A 17,615-nucleotide genomic window follows, 5' to 3' on the forward strand; every position below is an offset into this window, starting at 1 on the left:
ATGAAATTCAGTGAACATTGGCTGCGCGAGTGGGTTAACCCGGCAATCAGCAGTGACGAACTGTCAGAACAAATTACCATGGCCGGCCTGGAAGTGGATGGCGTTGAGGCAGTTGCGGGGGCGTTTCATGGTGTGGTAGTAGGTGGAGTCGTTGAATGCGGCCAGCATCCCAATGCCGATAAGCTGCGCGTTACCAAAGTTAACGTAGGTGGTGAACGTCTGCTGGATATCGTGTGTGGCGCACCCAACTGCCGTCAGGGGCTGCGCGTTGCTGTTGCAACGATTGGTGCTGTGCTGCCGGGCGATTTCAAAATCAAGGCAGCCAAGCTGCACGGCGAACCTTCTGAAGGAATGTTGTGCTCGTTCTCCGAACTTGGCATTTCTGAAGACCACAGCGGCATTATCGAATTGCCGCACGATGCGCCGATCGGCACTGACATCCGTGCCTATATCGGGCTGGATGATAACGCCATCGAAATCAGCGTGACGCCTAACCGTGCCGACTGCTTGAGTATCATTGGCGTAGCCCGTGATGTTGCGGTGCTGAACCAACTGTCGCTGACGGCACCGGATATTACGCCGGTCGCCGCAACGGTTTCCGATACTTTCCCGATCCGCGTAGAGGCGTCTGACGCTTGCCCGCGCTATCTGGGACGCGTGGTGAAAGGTATTGATGTGAAGGCGGCAACGCCGCTGTGGATGCGCGAGAAGTTGCGTCGTTGCGGTATCCGCTCAATCGATGCCGTTGTGGATGTGACCAACTACGTGCTGCTGGAGTTAGGGCAGCCGATGCACGCTTTCGATCTGGATCGCTTGGACGGCGGTATTGTGGTGCGTCTGGCACAAGAAGGTGAAACCCTGACGCTGCTTGATGGTAATGAAGCGACGTTGAATACTGACACCCTGGTCATTGCCGATCACAACAAAGCGCTGGCAATGGGCGGTATTTTCGGCGGTGAACACTCTGGGGTTAACGGTGAAACCCGTAACGTGCTGCTCGAGTGTGCCTATTTCAATCCGCTGGCAATCACCGGGAGTGCCCGCCGTCACGGCTTGCATACCGATGCCTCGCACCGTTACGAACGTGGTGTCGATCCTGCGTTGCAATACAAAACGATGGAACGTGCGACCCAACTGCTGCTGAGTATTTGCGGTGGTAATGCCGGGCCGGTGATTGATGTGACCAATGACGCTCATTTACCAGCCCGTGCAACCATTACGCTGCGCAGAGAAAAACTGGACCGTTTGATTGGGCATGTCGTCCCAGACGAACAGGTAAGCGACATCCTGACTCGCCTCGGTTGCAGCGTGGTACGCACTGATGCAGGCTGGACCGCCGTAGCACCGAGCTGGCGTTTTGACATGGAGATTGAAGAGGATCTGGTGAAAGAGGTTGCCCGTGTTTACGGCTACAACAATATTCCCAATATCCCGACCCATGCACCGCTCACCATGACATCGCACCGTGAAGCGGCGCTTTCGCTCAAGCGCGTGAAAACGCTGCTGGTTGACCGCGGTTATCAGGAAGCGATTACCTATAGCTTTGTCGATCCTAAAGTGCAATCGCTGATTCATCCTGGTGAAGAAGCGCTGATTCTGCCAAGCCCGATTTCCACCGAAATGTCAGTAATGCGTCTGTCGCTGTGGAGCGGTTTGCTTGGGGCGGTGGTGTATAACCAAAACCGCCAGCAGAGCCGTCTGCGCCTCTTTGAAAGCGGTTTAAGATTCGTTCCTGATAGTCAGGATAAACTCGGTATTCGTCAGGATCTTATGTTAGCTGGCGTGATTACCGGGAATCGCTATGATGAACATTGGGGTCTGGCGCGTCAGACGGTTGACTTCTATGATCTTAAAGGCGATTTGGAAGCGCTGCTGTCACTGACAGGTAAACTTTCGGAAATTGAGTTCAAAGCCGAATCACATCCGGCGTTGCATCCTGGCCAGAGCGCAGCGATTTATCTGGCAGGAAAACCGGTTGGTTTCATTGGCGTAATCCATCCAAAGCTGGAACGTAAGCTGGATCTGAATGGCCGTACTGTAGTGTTCGAATTGAGCTGGAACAAGGTCGCAGACCGCGTGGTTCCTGATGCGAGCGAAATTTCTCGCTACCCGTCGAACCGTCGTGATATCGCGGTTGTGGTAGCAGAAAACGTTTCGGCAGGCGAAGTTTTGTCAGAATGTAAGAAAGTTGGCGCAAATCAGTTAGTTGGCGTAAACTTGTTTGACGTGTACCGAGGCAATGGCGTAGAAGAAGGGTATAAGAGCCTGGCGATCAGTCTGGTATTGCAAGATACCTCTCGTACACTGGCAGAAGAGGATATTGCCGCTACCGTATCACAATGCGTAGAGGCACTAAAACAGCGATTCCAAGCATCCTTGAGGGATTGAACCTATGGCGCTTACTAAAGCTGAAATGTCAGAATACCTGTTTGAAAAGCTCGTGCTGAGTAAACGGGATGCCAAAGAACTCGTCGAACTCTTTTTTGAAGAAGTTCGCCGTGCTCTGGAAGATGGTGAGCAGGTAAAGTTATCGGGGTTTGGTAATTTCGATCTGCACGACAAGAACCAACGGCCGGGACGTAACCCTAAAACGGGTGAAGATATTCCGATTACGGCGCGCCGGGTGGTCACCTTCCGTCCAGGTCAAAAGCTCAAAAGCAGAGTCGAGAACGCCTCTCCCAAAGAGTAGTTCTTACATGCAATTCAAAAAAAGGCCGCGTCAGCGGCCTTTTTTTATGCCTTGTTCGGCGTTAGCATTTTGCGATTGATGCACCCGTGTTGTGGGGGCCTGCCGTGGTGTATGTGCCGGTACAGGGCGGTGATCATCAATTAGATGGCGTATCGCCAGGATAGGGTGTTGCAATAACATGCGCGGTCCCGACCAGCGCATAATAGCGCGAATCTGTTCGCGCTTGGCCGGTTGATAGCAATGGATTGGGCAATGCTTACAGGCCGGCTTCTCTTCGCCAAACTGACAGCGCTCAAGGCGGTTAGTGGCATAGGCAGAAAGTTGCTGGTAGCGATCGCCGTACTCAACCTCTGCGGGATGATGCTTTTCATAAAGATCTATCATTAGCAGAACGGTGCGCAGTTCTCGCAGACGATATTTTCCCATCGGTTTTCTTGCCACGGTTGGCCTCTCATCCGGCTATTTCAATTAATGCATTTAAAATGTATTTTATTGGGTGAGATACCATGAATGTCAAAAAAAGCGGGAAAAAAGGGAGTAGGGAGGAAAACGGCGAGAGGCAACGCTCTCGCCTGAAGATTAAAGCATCGCGATGAAGCCGTTACGCCTGACCAAACTGGGCCTGATGCAGACGGGCATAGCTGCCGCTGTTATCGAGCAGATCCTGATGACTGCCTTGCTCAATAATCCGTCCCTCATCCACCACCACGATACGATCGGCGTTCTGGATAGTCGCCAGGCGGTGTGCGATCACCAGCGTAGTACGCCCGCTTGATAGTTCGCTTAGCGATTGCTGAATAGCCTGTTCAGTTGCCGTATCTAACGCGGAGGTCGCCCCGTCCAAAATCAGGATCGGTGGGTTTTTAAGGAAAACCCGCGCTATGGATAAACGCTGTTTCTGCCCCCCGGAGAGTTTCACCCCACGTTCACCGACAACGGTATTCAATCCGTCTGGCAAGGTGGCGATCAGTTCATCTAGCTTGGCGCGCTGAGCGGCGTGCATAACTTCTTCATCGCTCGCACCCAATTTACCGTAAGCGATGTTTTCCCGGATTGTGCCACCAAACAAAAAGACATCCTGCTGCACGATACCGATCTGATGGCGTAATGACGCTTGCGTCATGTTTCGGATATCAATCCCATCGATGGTAATAGCACCCGCGTTTAAGTCGTAAAAACGCGGTAACAGAGAACACAGCGTAGTTTTCCCTGCGCCTGACGGACCAACGAATGCCACGGTTTCTCCTGCGTGAATAGAGAGGGTTATGTCATGCAGCGTCGGCCTTTCTGGCGTGTAACCAAAACTAACGTGATCAAAACGGATATCTCCTTTCAGGTGCGTGACCGCACGGGCATCGGGGGCATCCTTGATATCAGGCACTGTATCAATCAATTGGGTGGAGCGCTTAAACCCGGCAATCCCCTTCGGATAGCTCTCCAATACGGAGGTTATCTTGGCAACCGGACGGAAGAACACTTCAATCAGCAGCAGGAAACCAATAAAGCCACCGTAGGAGAGTTCTCCTTGAATCACATACCATATGCCCGCCAGCATGATAATCAGTTGAATCAAGCGTGTACTGAGATAGCTCAGCGTCAGGCTGGCGGTCATGATGCGATAGGCTTGCAGTTTGATGGTGCGATAGTTCTCATTGTCCTGCGCGAACAGCGCTTTTTCATGAAACTCATTGGCGAATGCCTTAACCACGTGAATACCGCCAATGCTCTCTTCAATGCGCGCATTAAAGTTCCCGACCTGACCGAACAGACGTCGCCAGGTGTCGGTCATCTGCGCACCGTAGCGGCTGACCAGGTAGGTCATGAACGGCACAATGACCACGGTAATCATCGCCAAAGGAAGATGTACGGTAGCCATAAGGATAAAGGCACCAATAAAGGTCATGATGGCAAGGAAAAAATCTTCCGACCCGTGGTGGGCTACTTCGCCAACTTCTTCAAGATCTTTGGTTACATGGGTGATGATGTGCCCGGTTTTAATATTATCGAAATAGCGGAACGGCAGGTTTTGCAGATGCTCAAAAGCCTGACGGCGCATATCGGTTTCGATCCAGACGCCCAGCGCATGTCCCCAGTAGTTGACGATCGCCATCAGCGCGGTATTGAGCAAGTAGACCAGCAGCAGAGCCACTGAGGCGAGTAAAATGAGTGACCAGTCCTGAGCCGGTAACAGCTTGTCGATGAACGCCTTGATGGCCATCGGGAAACCAAGCTCGAGTAAACTGGCGATGATGGCACAGCCAAAATCAAGGACAAACAGCCCCTTGTAGGGGGCGTAGTAAGCAAAAAAACGCTTTAACATACAATACGATGAAATGAGTTAAATAAATTTGAAGCGCACTATAACAGGTATTGTCCGCTGAAGGGAATGCGATAAAACCCTACTGTTTTTGTGTCTCTCGCGTGGCCCACCAACAGACCAATGAACCCAGAGTGATCATGGCGACACCCTGCCAAAAAGCCAAATCAGGCACCGTATGCAGCCAGAGGGCGGCCAGCAGCGTTGAGAACACCGGCGTGAAATAAGATGCAGTCGCGAGCAATGTCATGTTGCCGCGCTGAATACCGGTATTACAGGCTGAATAGGCGACGGCTGTCGATGCCCCCATAAACAGCAATTCTAGCCCGGTAGTGAGTGAAAACGCCATCGGCGGCCTGGCTGAGGCCGCGTATTGAACCCACAGCACAACGCTGACGGCGAAGAAGAACAAGGTATTGCCGCTTTTACCCCGCGCGAGGCGCTTGGTGATATTGCAATACAGCGCCCAGGAAATGGCGGCGGCGAAGGCCAGGTCGTAGACCAGCGGGTTGGTCAGAATGTTTTACCACATCACTAATGGCGACCAGTGGCTTTCGCCATTCATCATCCAGACGATGTCTACCAGTGCGAGCGCGACCCCAATCCATAGCCCAAGGCTACTTTTTTGTTGGTTGATAAAAACTGCGAACAAGAGCGTGAGACTTGGCCAAAGGTAATTGATTATGCCCATCTCCATCGCTTGCACGCGATTCGCGGCAAAGCCGATGGAGAGCGATAAGAAGATTTCGTAACAGACGAAAAGTAATCCACCGCCGAACAAATAGCCTTTGGAAAAACCGCGCAGAGACGGGAATCCGGAGAACAGCACCAGACAGAGCGTACAGGTGCTGTATATCATCGCCGCCCCGCCGACAGGGCCGAGGGCTTCGGTTAAACTGCGTAACAGGCCGACAGAAGTACTCCAAAGCAGAATCGCTAACAGGCCTGCCAGCGTGGCGCGTTGTGGGGTCATATCCATGTTTATTGTCATTGTTCCAAAAGCAAACGGATGCCGTTTCAGACATCCGCGCAGCGTCTACTGCCTGCCTATCAGTGCCAGAAATCGTCAAATACAGTAACCGGAGGGCGGCGTTTGTGTTCGGTCTTTTTATACCAGTTTTCGATAATGGCGGCGCGATCGGCGTCGAGCGCTTTTCCTTCCAGATAGTCATCGATTTCGTTATAGGTGACGCCAAGGGCGGTTTCATCAGGTAACGAAGGGCGGTTCTCTTCCAGATCGGCCGTAGGGGCTTTGGTGTACAGGTGCTGCGGACAGCCGAGTACCTTCAACAGCGCTTTCCCTTGCCGTTTATTTAAACGAAAAATAGGATTGATATCCGTGCCACCGTCACCGTATTTGGTAAAGAAACCCGTGACAGCTTCTGCGGCGTGGTCGGTGCCGACCACCAGACCCACGTTCATGCCCGCAATGCTGTATTGCGCCTTCATGCGCTCCCGTGCCTTTTCGTTGCCTTTGACAAAATCGGACAGCGTTACGCCGATGGCCGCCAGGGTGGCTTCACTCGCTTCGACGGCGGGCTTGATATTTACTGTTAACACGCTGTCCGGTTGGATGAAGGAGATGGCATCCTTGCAATCGGCCTCATCCGCCTGAATGCCATACGGCAAGCGTACAGCGATAAACTGATAACGCGTATCGCCAGTTTCGCTACGCAGCTCATTGATGGCAGTCTGGCACAGTTTGCCGGTCAGTGTAGAATCTTGCCCGCCGCTGATCCCCAGTACTAACGAACGGATGAAGGGATTGACCTTAAGATAGTTCTTTAAAAAATCAACGCTGATGCGAATTTCGGCATCGGGATCGACAGTAGGCTTAACACCCAGTGCCTGGATGATCTCTTGCTGCAATGACATGATGGCCCCTTTCCTGAACCTGTTGATACTGCGAAATAATTAGCTTGATGGGTAGAGTGTAAAGCTAATCGTCGTGAAGAAAAAGGACAAGCAGTGCGCGCGTATATTTACTTTTATTGGCGCAGCAAGGCAATAAAATGTGAACGAATACCGATTTGAAAATTGCCGCGAGCCATCTAGCCTTGCCAGTGACCCATTAATGAATTAGGTAATAACATGAAAAATAATCGACTACTGATATGTCTTGGTGCTGCGGGGGCTTTCCTTCTCTCTGGGTGTTCAGCCTATAATCGTGCAGAAAGTAGTTTTACCGAGCCGGTGGTTAAAGAGGTGAAGACCGGACAGACCAAACAGCAAGTGCTGCAAATTGCTGGCGCGCCTGCGTCAGAAGTACGGTTGAAAAACGCTCGAGGCACCTGCTTTAACTACTTGTTGAAAAACCGTGATGGCACGACGCAGAACTATTTTGTAAGTTTCAACGACCGTGGGCAAGTGTTGAACAAGGGCTTCCAAAGCTGCGAGGCCTATGACACCAATCCGCAACGGTAATAGTGTTGGACAAGTCACGCTATCCTCGGCGAAAGCCGGGGACCTCTGTGAGAATAAGCGCGTTTCTTCTGCATGAGATTCCAGCCTGTGCGGGAATGACGGTAGGCGTAGGACAGTCTGTCAGCAACGTCGAACCGGCAGGGTAGACCTGCCGGTTTTTTTATGACGCCATGTGTTTACCTGGGTATCAGGTGTGGGACGCGTTTAACACGGACTCATTGTCGGCCGCAAAACGCGACTTGTCGGTTTGTCTCAGTAACTGGCTGGTCACCGTACCCGCAGTCATTGAACCGCTCACATTGAGCGCAGTGCGCCCCATATCAATCAATGGCTCGATGGAGATCAGCAGCGCCACCAGCGTTACCGGCAATCCCATGGCGGGTAGAACGATCAATGCTGCGAAGGTGGCACCGCCGCCTACGCCCGCGACGCCGGCAGAGCTGATGGTCACGATGCCTACCAGCGTGGCAATCCACACCGGGTCCAGCGGGTTGATACCGACCGTGGGGGCAACCATCACAGCGAGCATGGCAGGATAGAGCCCGGCACAGCCATTTTGTCCAATGGTGGTACCAAAGGACGCTGCAAAGCTGGCGATGGATTCCGGTACGCCGATGCGGCGTGTTTGAGCCTCTATGCTGAGTGGAATGGTGGCTGCGCTCGTACGACTGGTAAATGCAAAGCTCAGCACCGGGGCAATTTTGCGAAAGAATCGCAGTGGGTTGATGCCCGTTGAGGCTAACAGCATCCCATGAACCACAAACATGATGCCAAGGCCAAGATAAGAGGCGACGACAAAGCTCCCCAGCTTGATGATATCCTGCAAATTTGACGTTGCGACCATTTTGGTCATCAGCGCCAACACACCGTAGGGCGTCAGTTTCATCACCAGGCGAACCAACTTCATCACCCAGGATTGCAGCGTATCGATCGCCGCCAAGACGCGTTCACCCTTGGCCGCATCATCGCGATGCAGTTGCAGCGCCGCAATACCGAGCAGAGCGGCGAAAATCACCGTACTGATAATTGACGTGGGGTTGGCGCCAGTAAGCTCTGCGAACGGGTTTTTCGGGATAAAAGACAGAATCAGTTGCGGCACATTGAGATCGGAGACTTTGCCCGCGTAATTACTCTCGATCGCGCTGAGACGCGCGGTTTCCTGTGCACCTTGCACCAGCCCTGAAGCGCTCAGGCCAAACAGCAGTGTAACCAGCCCGCCGATCAGCGCTGCGATCAGGGTGGTTAACAACAGGGTGCCCAGAGTCAATACACTGATTTTTCCTAATGATGATGCATTGTGCAGCTTGGCAATCGAATTCAGAATTGAAACGAAAACCAGTGGCATAACAATAATTTGTAACAGTTGAACGTAACCGTTACCCACGATGTTAAACCAGGCAACGGAAGCCTTGATGATAGTATTGTTGCCGCCATACACCAGGTGCAGCGCGAAGCCGAACAGCACGCCGATAACCAGACCGAGCAGAACCTTTTTCGCCTGGCTCCACGTCGGGTTACGGTTGGCATAAGCGAGCAGGGCGATCAACGCCAAAAAAACGATAATATTTGCCAATAGCGCAACAGACATACTGTCTCCTCCCTAAAAATGAAAACGGGCGCTAGGATAACAGCTCCTTATGGCTTCCGTTATACCAATCCGGCGTATCTTTTACTCAAATCGCATAGCGTTCACGGTGGTAAGGAAAAGTACTAGCGGAGCAACTGGCTGAATTGACTGCGGGCCGAGTCATACCAGAGACAGGCCTGCTCGTAGCCGTAACAAGCACCTGTGCGCGGTGTGTGGTACAGCGAAAAGCCAATCAGCGCCAGACACAGTACCCGTTCTAGCTGGTTGCCTTTCTGGCCGTTGATCAGCGGCAAACGAAAGCGCCAACGGCAGGGCCACAGCAAGGGTACTCCGGCTGAGGTTAACATGTCGGCCATGATGTGGCTGAGATAGCCAATCAGAATGGCGTGGTAGGCATCGGTCGGGATCGGCCAATCGGCAGGCAATTGCAGACGGATAAAACAGATGACGGCCACAATGGCCAGCAAACTGTGGGTGAAACCACGGTGCCAAAAGGCGCGGGCGACAGGCCCGGAGATCCAGCGTAACCGTTGCCCTAACACGGATTTAGGGTGGTCGATGTCTGGCAGCAACGCCGTTAGCAGCGCCCCCGGAATGATATGCCACCAGTCTCCGTTCGCCAGCGCTGGTGTGAGTTCTGCATTTTTGGCAAAAATAGCGCAGGCGATGGAAAATAGCAGATGTCCTTCCGCAGTCATGGGGTTTTTCAGTGAACTGTTATTTTATGGGTCTTCCCCTATCATGGTGGGAGACTCATAACCCCATGTTTAACCTGCCGTAATGGGACATCACTGCCACCTTAAAGCGTTCTTTGTTCCGGTATCCTCTGGACTTGATCCGCAGCAGCCTTATCTTGCTGTTTAGTGACTCTGCATTACCGTTTGATACCCTGTGTTTCATGGCATTCAGGATCCCGTACAGTCGTTTACGTAACGTCCGGGCGGCGCTGCTTAGTAGCGGGACACCAACGTCTTTTGCCATCCCTATCCATTCCAGCCACAGACGCCTGCTGTGTTCGTCATACCGGCGGTTCCAGAGTTCCCGGGCCAGCGCCTTCATTGCCCAGCAACGGCTGGTATCAGGCAGAACCATCTGCGCTGCTTCCAGTCTTTCTGCTATTCGACCATGACGTTTATGGCGACCGTACAACCACAGATAACGGGAACGATGTGCACTTTTTCGTGCCGGTAACGGGATGGTTTTCATCTCCAACTGTCGTGTTTTATCTACGACGGCACAGAGCATTTTCGCTACATGGAAGTGGTCGAACGCGATCTTCTCCACCGCGTTAGGCAGATGGAGCCGCGCTGCGCTTATATAGGATAGATTCATGTCCATCGACAGGGTTTTAATGGATTCAATCTGGCGGTCACCCAGACTCCGGAGATAGCCAGCAAGACTTTCAACTCCGCGATCATCTTTGAGTTCCAATGCCTGTCCTTGGGTATCAGAGATAACGGTGACGTACTGATGCCCCTTTTTGAAAGCGACCTCATCAACACAGAGATGACGTGCGGCCTGAGGTGTTTTTCGACGGGCCAGTCCACGCTTAACCGCCCGTTGCATAATATTATCGACAGCATTCCAGCTCAGCCTCAGCTGTTTCCTGACGGCATCCACGGTGCTGATTTTCAGCCATGAGATAACGAACGACTCGAACAACAGCGTATACCGGCTACCGGGGCCGGCCCATGGAACAGACAGCGTCTGGTAGCCATGCTCCGGGCACATAATACGGGGTACATCAGCTTCGACTATTGTCGCGAACTGACAGGTATCGAGATGGCGCCATTTACGATGTCGGTGATCGTGAATAGGACAAGATTTCCCGCAGGTTGGACAGGTTAACTGAGTGTTTTTCGCAATCTCAACTGTAACGGTAACAGAACCGGCATTTTCATCGAGAGAAAGAGACTTTACCTGCCACGGAATAGACAGGTTGAGGATATGAGCGTAGAGAGACTTTTCGTCCATGGTGGTGACCTCTGGCGATTTAATACGCCATTATCATGCCTTCAGCCACCACAACAAGGGAAGACCCTATTTTATCCAGTATAGAGAAATATTCCCTGCTGCGGAAGTTGTGACGGCGTAACTATTTATGTCTTGCGGTTATTTCTTGCTGCTGGCACTGTCAACAGGCAATGCGCTGAGCCAGGCATTAACCAATTGCGGCCAGACGGCGACCGGCAACCCCGTGGTGCCGCGAATGCCAAAACCGTGTTTTCCCTTTTCAAACAGGTGCATTTCCACCGGAATATGCTTCGCCTTCAGTGCAGAAAACATCACCATGCTGTTTTCGACGGAGACTGACGGGTCATCGACGGCATGCACTAAAAAGGTCGGTAGCGTTTGCGCAGTAACATGATGGTCCGGCGAATAGCGCACAATACCCGCTTCGTCAGGGTGCTGACCCAGCAACTGTTTGCGCGAGCCGGTGTGGCCGATATCATCGCGCATGGAAATCACTGGATACATCAGAACCATAAAGTCAGGGTGCGCACTAAGACGGTCGATATCATCCTGCGCTGGCGTTACCGCACGGTCAAATTGGGTGCCCAGGCTGGCGGCCACGTGCCCGCCAGCAGAGAATCCCATCACACCGATGCGCTGTGGATTGAGCTTCCAGTTGGCTGCCTGTGCCCGCAACGTACGCAACGCGCGCTGTGCATCTGCCAGCGGCGCATCGGCCCCTTCTTTGTGGCTTTCTCCCGGCATACGGTAGGTCATCACGAATAAGGTATAACCCTGGGCGTTGAAATAGGGGGCCAGATCGCTGCCTTCTTTATCCAGCACCACGCGTTGGTAAGCGCCGCCTGGGGTGACCAAAATCCCCATGCCATTGGGTTTTTCTGGCGCATACACGGTAATTTCCGGGGCTCTTATTCCGGTGGCCACGCGATCGCGCATCGCCGGATCTTTACTGCGTTCAACCACCTCTGGTTTGGCCGATGACGTTGCCGCCCCCGGTGCTTCCCCCTGTAGCCAAACAGGAAACGTGGTGTTGGCAAAACTGATTCCAGACATTGACACTAATAAGGCTCCAGCAATAAGGGAACGCAAAATCATAGTCTATTACTCGCAACAAAGTCATTAGGGAAGGGGTAAACTAGCATGGAGAGTTTGAGAGGAAAAAAGGGTATTCATCACATCGGAGAGAAAACGAACACCCTAAAAACCACAAAATATATATCAAGAAATAACGTTCATACACGAAGAGGGTAATTCAGACACAGAATACATAAACTAAAGCTAACTATCGTAATGCTAAAATTACTGCTGTACGGCTAACGGCAAAAACATAAAAAGGGATATTCCGGAACGCTATCAAACTTTGTTAACCTGAATATCCCTGTACTGCTTTTGCTTAACTTTTAATCGTTAATCACGATTAGAAGCTATATTGAACACCTACGCGGAAACGCGTTTGACGGTGATCGGTAGTGCCATCCTGCGCCACGTTACCGATAGCGGTATATGGCTTCCAGTTTTTATCCCATTTGTAGGACAGTTTTACGTCGTGCTCCAGTTTCCAAGTCTCTTTATCAAACTGGTAGTTTTGATACTGGTTGGATTTTTTATAATCCATTTCGTAATCAATTTGCCAATCTTTCAGGAAGCTGTAGCTCAGCACGCCTGTCAGGTTATAGCCGCTTTCACCGGTGTTTTTGGTTGTGCCGATGTTGCCACTGGTGCGTTTGTAGTATGGGCGATAACGGAAAGAGTAGGACAGATCATCAGTGATGTTGACTTTCGCACGCAGATACGGTTTGTATTCGTTAGCAGTAGAACTGCTTGCCATGGTAAAGCCAGGCTCCAAGGACCAGGTCTTGTTGAATTTGTAAACATAGCTGGCAACAACTTCAGTGCCGTTACTCACTGGTTCGTGGTAAGGCTTATTAGATGTAGTCTTTTTAGAAGGCTCGCCATTTTTCCATTTGCCTTCCAAAGACAGACCAAAACCATTAGCAAAACGGTGAGACATTAACAGACGGTCTTTATGACCAGCATCTTTGGTATCTTGCATTTCATGACGATAGTCAATCGTAACAGCCATTGCGTTGACGCTAACGATCGAAGTCACGGCCAGAGCTAATAATTTTAATTTCATTATTTCCCATCGAGTAATAACATTTATGCTAAAAGACGCATTTGTGCTTATTGGAACAAGTTCTATTTTATTTATTCTCAAATTCTATTTTGTGATCCGGATCGGCTTGAGTAACAAAAAGTAAAATATAATTTCAAAATGTGAGCTTGATCGGCGTGGAAATAAACCGTGTTTCAATTAAAATGAAAAAATCCCCGCCATTCAGGATGACAGGGATTTAATGTGTATATTACATAAACACTATTACTTCATTGCATGTTTCAAAATACGTTCAGATTGACGCTGGAAGTATTTAGACGCCTCATCAACCGTTTTCTGGCCGTAGTCGATAGACTGAATGGTATCACCAAACAGGGCTACGATTTGCGGGTCATCGAAGTACGGGGACACACCGATTTCGTGCGGTAATGTCAATGCCTGATTCAAGCCAGCGACCGCGTTGGAATCATCTTTGATAACGCCATCGCTACGCAGCTGTGCTACTGCTGCCTTGATCAACGGTACGCCACGTTCCAGACCCAGCGCTTGAACACCTTCTTTGCTGTTCAGCAGGAAGTTGATCAGCATTGCTGCTTTTTTCGGGTGTTTAGACGATTTACCGATAGAGAGCATCTGAGCCGGTTTGAAGAACAGACCTGCATCTTTAGCACCTGGCAGCATCGGGTAGTTACCCATGGTCAGCTTGGCAGGCGGTTGCAGGTTATCAGAGTACTTGGTAATGGTGGAGTTCCACATGTAAGTACCTGCCCATTCGCCTGTGATCCACGGCTTCATTTCATACATGTTGCTCTTGCCGAAAGAAGCGTAGTACTTCATGTCAGGCATAACGTGGCTATCAACCAGTTTTTTGTACATGCCGAAGAAGTCAGCCCATTGCGCGTCGTTGTACGCGAATTTCTGGGTTTTCACGTCGATAGCAGGAATGCCGTACTTCTGTACCATGTAAGAGTTCAGCAGTGCCAGGGTATCCTGGTGCTCCAGAATAACCGGGAAGTACTGGTTGCCCAGTTTTTCTTTGAACACTTTACCGGCGTTCAACAGCCCATCCCACGTTTTCGGGTATTCCAGGCCAGCTTTTGCCCAGGTATCAGTGTTGAAGTAGAACACAGGTGCAGTAACAGAGATCGGAATACCGTTAAGTTTGCCGTCAACGGTGGTGTTGTTCAGTTATTTTTGTTCGAACTGAGCCAGATCGATAACCACTTTCTGTTTGTTCAGATCGTAGAAACCACCACCGTTTTTAGAGAAAATCGGCAGCCAGTTCCAGTTGGTCTGCATCACGTCAGGCTCGGTGTTACCGGCGATCTGTGTGGTCAAACGTGCCAGGTGGCCGTCCCAACCGGTGTATTCTGCTTTAACGGTGATGTTCTGGTTTGCCTTCTGGAAATCTTCAATCGCTTTCAGCGTCTGTTGGTGACGGCCATTGCCGCCCCACCAGGACATACGCAGTTCAACGTTATCCGCTGCGAAAGATTGATGCGCCAGCAATGCCAGAGATGAGGCTATCAACGTGTGTAGGATCGCTTTTTTCATCGGTAACTACTCCTGTTAAAGAGAGATGTTTTGTTCTGTTTTTGCATCAAAGATATGGCACTTATCCATATCAAACTTAAAGAACACCTGACGGTTCAGGCCATTCTTAATAATCAATCGCGCTTCCTCAGAAGGAATACGACTGGTTATCTCAAAGCCATCAACCTTTATGTACATAAAGAATTCATGACCCATGTTCTCTACGCGCACCAGCTCGCCGACAGAGTGGTTGTCTTCAAACGCTGTATCGGAAACAGAGACATATTCAGGGCGAACGCCGAAGAAGATATCCTGTGTCAGATGAGAGCGAACTTTATCCTGCTGTGCAGCGTTCAGGGGCAGGGTGTAACCACCTACGTGCAGAGCAATCTGACCGTTAGTTTCAACCAGTTTGCCCGGTTTGATGTTCATTTCTGGCGCGCCGATAAAGCCTGCCACGAACATGTTTTTCGAATAGTGATACAGGTTATCCGGCGTATCCACCTGCATGATGTGACCCAGTTTCATGATGCAGATACGGTCGCCCATGGTCATGGCTTCGGTCTGGTCGTGGGTAACGTAGACGCTGGTTGCCGGTTTGCCGCTTTTCTTCAACTGTTTGTGCAGGTCAGAAATACGGATACGCATGGAAGCACGCAGTTTGGCATCCAGGTTGGACAACGGTTCGTCAAACAGGAACACGTCCGGTTTTTTCACGATAGCGCGGCCTACTGCCACACGCTGTGCCTGACCATCGGACAACTGACGCGGCAGACGATCCATCAGGTCTTCCAACTCCAGAATTTTGGCCGCTTCGTTAACCTGCTCTTCAATCTTCTCTTTCGGCAATTTTGCCAGTTTCAAACCGAATGCCAGGTTTTCGCGCACTGTCATGTGCGGATAGAGCGCATAGTTCTGGAACACCATCGCGATACCGCGATCTTTCGGTACCAGGTTGTTAACGATGCGCTCGCCGATGCGAACTTCACCACCACTGATGGTTTCCAAACCCGCCAGCATGCGCAGCGTCGTGGATTTTGCACACCCGGAGGGGCCGACAATCACCATGAACTCATCGTCTCTGATGGTCAGGTCAATACCGTGCACCGCTTTGAAACCGTTGGAATAGACTTTTTCCAGTTTGTTGAAAACTACTTCAGCCATGATAAATCCTCAATTAACCTTTAATTCCGCTGCTGGTGACGCCCTGTACGAAGTAGCGTTGAGTAAAGAAGAAAATAATGATGGACGGCAGAATAGAGATACTCGCCATCGCCAGAATTTCATTCCACGGCGCACCTTCCGTCACGTCGATGGACATTTTCAGCGCCAGTGCAATCGGGTACTTATCCACGCTATAGACGTAGATCAGCGGGCCGATAAAGTCGTTCATGGACCACATGAACTGGAATAACGCCACAGAAATAATGGCCGGTTTGAGGATCAGGACTACCACATGCCACAAGCACCTGAAAGGAGTTGCAGCCATCGATTTGAGCAGCTTCTTCCATATCACGCGGCACACCGCGCAGGAACTGGATCAGCATGAAGACAAAGAACCCCTGGTGGCAAAAGCCAGCGGAATATAGAGCGGCATATAGCTGTTCAGCATGCCCATTTCACTGAACATGATGTACTGAGGAATCAACAGTACGGTGCTGAGCAGCAGCATGGTAGCGATCAGGGTCGCAAACCAGAAGTTTTTCCAAGGAATCTCGAAGCGGGCAAAGCCGTAAGCCACGATAACCGAGGAGATAATGGTCAGGATCACTTTCGGGATTACAAACTTGAACGTGTTCAGCATGTAATGACCGAAGTTATATTCCGTACCGGTTTTCCAACCGTTAACGAAACCGTCACTGGTGGCGTGCTCAGGCCACAGTCCCAACGTGGTAAAGATTTCATGGTTCGGTTTGAACGATGCAGAGAACATCCACGCCAGTGGATAAAGCATCAACAGACCGACGAACAGCAAAATCGTGTAACGAATTGCCGCACTGATTTTCTCTTTACGTAAAGTACGACGAACTTCTGCTTCTGCGATGGCTTGCGCCGATGACAGATTGGAATGGATATCAGCCATTTTTTCCTCCTTTATCGGCGGAGTAAAACACCCAGTATTTAGACGATTTAAACGATATTGATGCGAACACAGCAACTACCAGGAACAGTACCCATGCCAACGCTGCACCGTAACCCATATCGAAATACTTGAACGCTGTATCGTAGATATAGAGCGAGAACAGGTAGGTGTAGTGAGTCGGGCCACCGCCGGTAATAACGTACGGTGCGGTAAATTCCTGGAACGCTTGCGTGGTCTGCATGATGAAGTTGAAGAAAATAACCGGCGTAATCAACGGTACAGTTACTTTCAGGAACATATGCCATTTAGACGCACCATCGATCATTGCGGCTTCGTACTGAGACTGCGGTACGTTCTGCAACGTGGCGAGGAAGATAACCATCGCGGAACCGAACTGCCATACGCGCAACAGCGTTACCGACATCAGTGCCAGTGAAGGTTCACCCAGCCAGTTGATAGCGTCAAAACCGAACACGGCCAGGAAGCTGTTCAACAGACCGTCGATGGCGAACAGGGCACGCCACAGTACGGCAATGGCTACGCTACTACCGAGAATAGACGGTACATAGTAAGCAGTACGGAAGAAACCGATACCACGCAATTTGAAATTGAGCACAAATGCAATAAGCAGTGCGAAAATCAATTTCAACGGAATGGTCAGGAATACATAGGCAAAGGTAACCCACAGGGATTTCCAGAAGAGGTCATCTTCCAGGAACATCCGGTGATAGTTTTCCAAACCCGTAAACTCAGGTGGATTCATCAGGTCATATTCAGTAAAACTGAGCACAAACGATGAAATAAAGGGGAAAGCGGTAAAAACTATCAACCCTATTATATAAGGGGAGATATAGGCTAGCCACAGCCTTTTGCTTTCATTCATAATGCTTA

The 17,615-nt window shown here is 50.8% G+C and carries 13 protein-coding genes and 3 pseudogenes; 3 read left to right on the top strand and 13 right to left on the bottom strand.

Features of this window, described 5'->3' with window-relative positions; all coding sequences use genetic code 11:
- Both pheT and ihfA read left to right on the top strand, forming a co-directional pair.
- Window positions 1-2,388, top strand: coding sequence for a phenylalanine--tRNA ligase subunit beta (gene pheT, locus JZM30_RS02910; protein ID WP_252317506.1), 2,388 nt, complete (start codon window positions 1-3; stop codon window positions 2,386-2,388).
- 4 nt (window positions 2,389-2,392) lie between these two features.
- The gene (gene ihfA / locus JZM30_RS02915) at window positions 2,393-2,689 is read left to right on the top strand and encodes an integration host factor subunit alpha (RefSeq protein WP_252317507.1); all 297 of its coding nucleotides are present in this window, start codon (window positions 2,393-2,395) and stop codon (window positions 2,687-2,689) included.
- Window positions 2,690-2,719: 30 nt separating this feature from the next.
- Here ihfA and JZM30_RS02920 read toward each other — a convergent pair whose 3' ends face one another.
- From JZM30_RS02920 to nadE, 4 genes and pseudogenes are all read right to left on the bottom strand, one after another.
- Window positions 2,720-3,130, bottom strand: coding sequence for a nitrous oxide-stimulated promoter family protein (locus JZM30_RS02920; RefSeq protein ID WP_291830637.1), 411 nt, complete (start codon window positions 3,128-3,130; stop codon window positions 2,720-2,722).
- Window positions 3,131-3,290: 160 nt separating this feature from the next.
- Window positions 3,291-5,009 carry an ABC transporter ATP-binding protein gene (locus JZM30_RS02925; protein ID WP_252317508.1) on the bottom strand — a complete coding sequence of 573 codons (1,719 nt, stop codon included), beginning with the start codon at window positions 5,007-5,009 and terminating at the stop codon, window positions 3,291-3,293.
- 79 nt (window positions 5,010-5,088) lie between these two features.
- A pseudogene (yddG, locus tag JZM30_RS02930) lies at window positions 5,089-5,979 on the bottom strand (aromatic amino acid DMT transporter YddG).
- Window positions 5,980-6,056: 77 nt separating this feature from the next.
- Window positions 6,057-6,881 carry an NAD(+) synthase gene (nadE, locus tag JZM30_RS02935; protein ID WP_252317509.1) on the bottom strand — a complete coding sequence of 275 codons (825 nt, stop codon included), beginning with the start codon at window positions 6,879-6,881 and terminating at the stop codon, window positions 6,057-6,059.
- 216 nt (window positions 6,882-7,097) lie between these two features.
- Between nadE and osmE the strand changes: the two genes are divergently transcribed.
- Complete coding sequence (osmE, locus tag JZM30_RS02940; protein ID WP_252317511.1) at window positions 7,098-7,430, top strand: osmotically-inducible lipoprotein OsmE; 333 nt, start codon at window positions 7,098-7,100, stop codon at window positions 7,428-7,430.
- Window positions 7,431-7,617: 187 nt separating this feature from the next.
- On the opposite strand, the gene JZM30_RS02945 is transcribed toward osmE, so the two are convergent.
- From JZM30_RS02945 to JZM30_RS02985, 9 genes and pseudogenes are all read right to left on the bottom strand, one after another.
- Window positions 7,618-9,018, bottom strand: coding sequence for an L-cystine transporter (locus tag JZM30_RS02945; RefSeq protein ID WP_252317512.1), 1,401 nt, complete (start codon window positions 9,016-9,018; stop codon window positions 7,618-7,620).
- A gap of 122 nt (window positions 9,019-9,140) precedes the next feature.
- A complete protein-coding gene (locus tag JZM30_RS02950; RefSeq protein ID WP_252317513.1) occupies window positions 9,141-9,716 on the bottom strand; it encodes a metal-dependent hydrolase in 576 nt (191 codons plus the stop codon).
- 55 nt (window positions 9,717-9,771) lie between these two features.
- Complete coding sequence (locus tag JZM30_RS02955) at window positions 9,772-10,992, bottom strand: ISL3 family transposase (protein WP_252317514.1); 1,221 nt, start codon at window positions 10,990-10,992, stop codon at window positions 9,772-9,774.
- A 138-nt stretch (window positions 10,993-11,130) separates the two neighbouring features.
- Complete coding sequence (gene paeX, locus JZM30_RS02960) at window positions 11,131-12,087, bottom strand: pectin acetylesterase PaeX (protein ID WP_252317515.1); 957 nt, start codon at window positions 12,085-12,087, stop codon at window positions 11,131-11,133.
- Between the two features lie 322 nt (window positions 12,088-12,409).
- Complete coding sequence (locus JZM30_RS02965) at window positions 12,410-13,129, bottom strand: oligogalacturonate-specific porin KdgM family protein (protein ID WP_252317516.1); 720 nt, start codon at window positions 13,127-13,129, stop codon at window positions 12,410-12,412.
- 243 nt (window positions 13,130-13,372) lie between these two features.
- A pseudogene (locus tag JZM30_RS02970) lies at window positions 13,373-14,662 on the bottom strand (ABC transporter substrate-binding protein).
- A 15-nt stretch (window positions 14,663-14,677) separates the two neighbouring features.
- Entirely contained in the window at window positions 14,678-15,805 is a 1,128-nt protein-coding gene (locus tag JZM30_RS02975) for an ABC transporter ATP-binding protein (RefSeq protein ID WP_252317517.1), read from the bottom strand.
- Window positions 15,806-15,818: 13 nt separating this feature from the next.
- Window positions 15,819-16,724, bottom strand: a pseudogene (locus tag JZM30_RS24255) (carbohydrate ABC transporter permease).
- Window positions 16,717-17,607 carry a carbohydrate ABC transporter permease gene (locus JZM30_RS02985; protein WP_252317518.1) on the bottom strand — a complete coding sequence of 297 codons (891 nt, stop codon included), beginning with the start codon at window positions 17,605-17,607 and terminating at the stop codon, window positions 16,717-16,719. The pseudogene JZM30_RS24255 and the gene JZM30_RS02985 overlap by 8 nt, the downstream one beginning before the upstream one ends.
- Window positions 17,608-17,615 lie beyond the last annotated feature (8 nt).

Origin of the sequence: Candidatus Symbiopectobacterium endolongispinus, from assembly GCF_018777385.1 — a bacterium.
In the GTDB taxonomy this organism is placed as follows: domain Bacteria; phylum Pseudomonadota; class Gammaproteobacteria; order Enterobacterales; family Enterobacteriaceae; genus Symbiopectobacterium; species Symbiopectobacterium endolongispinus.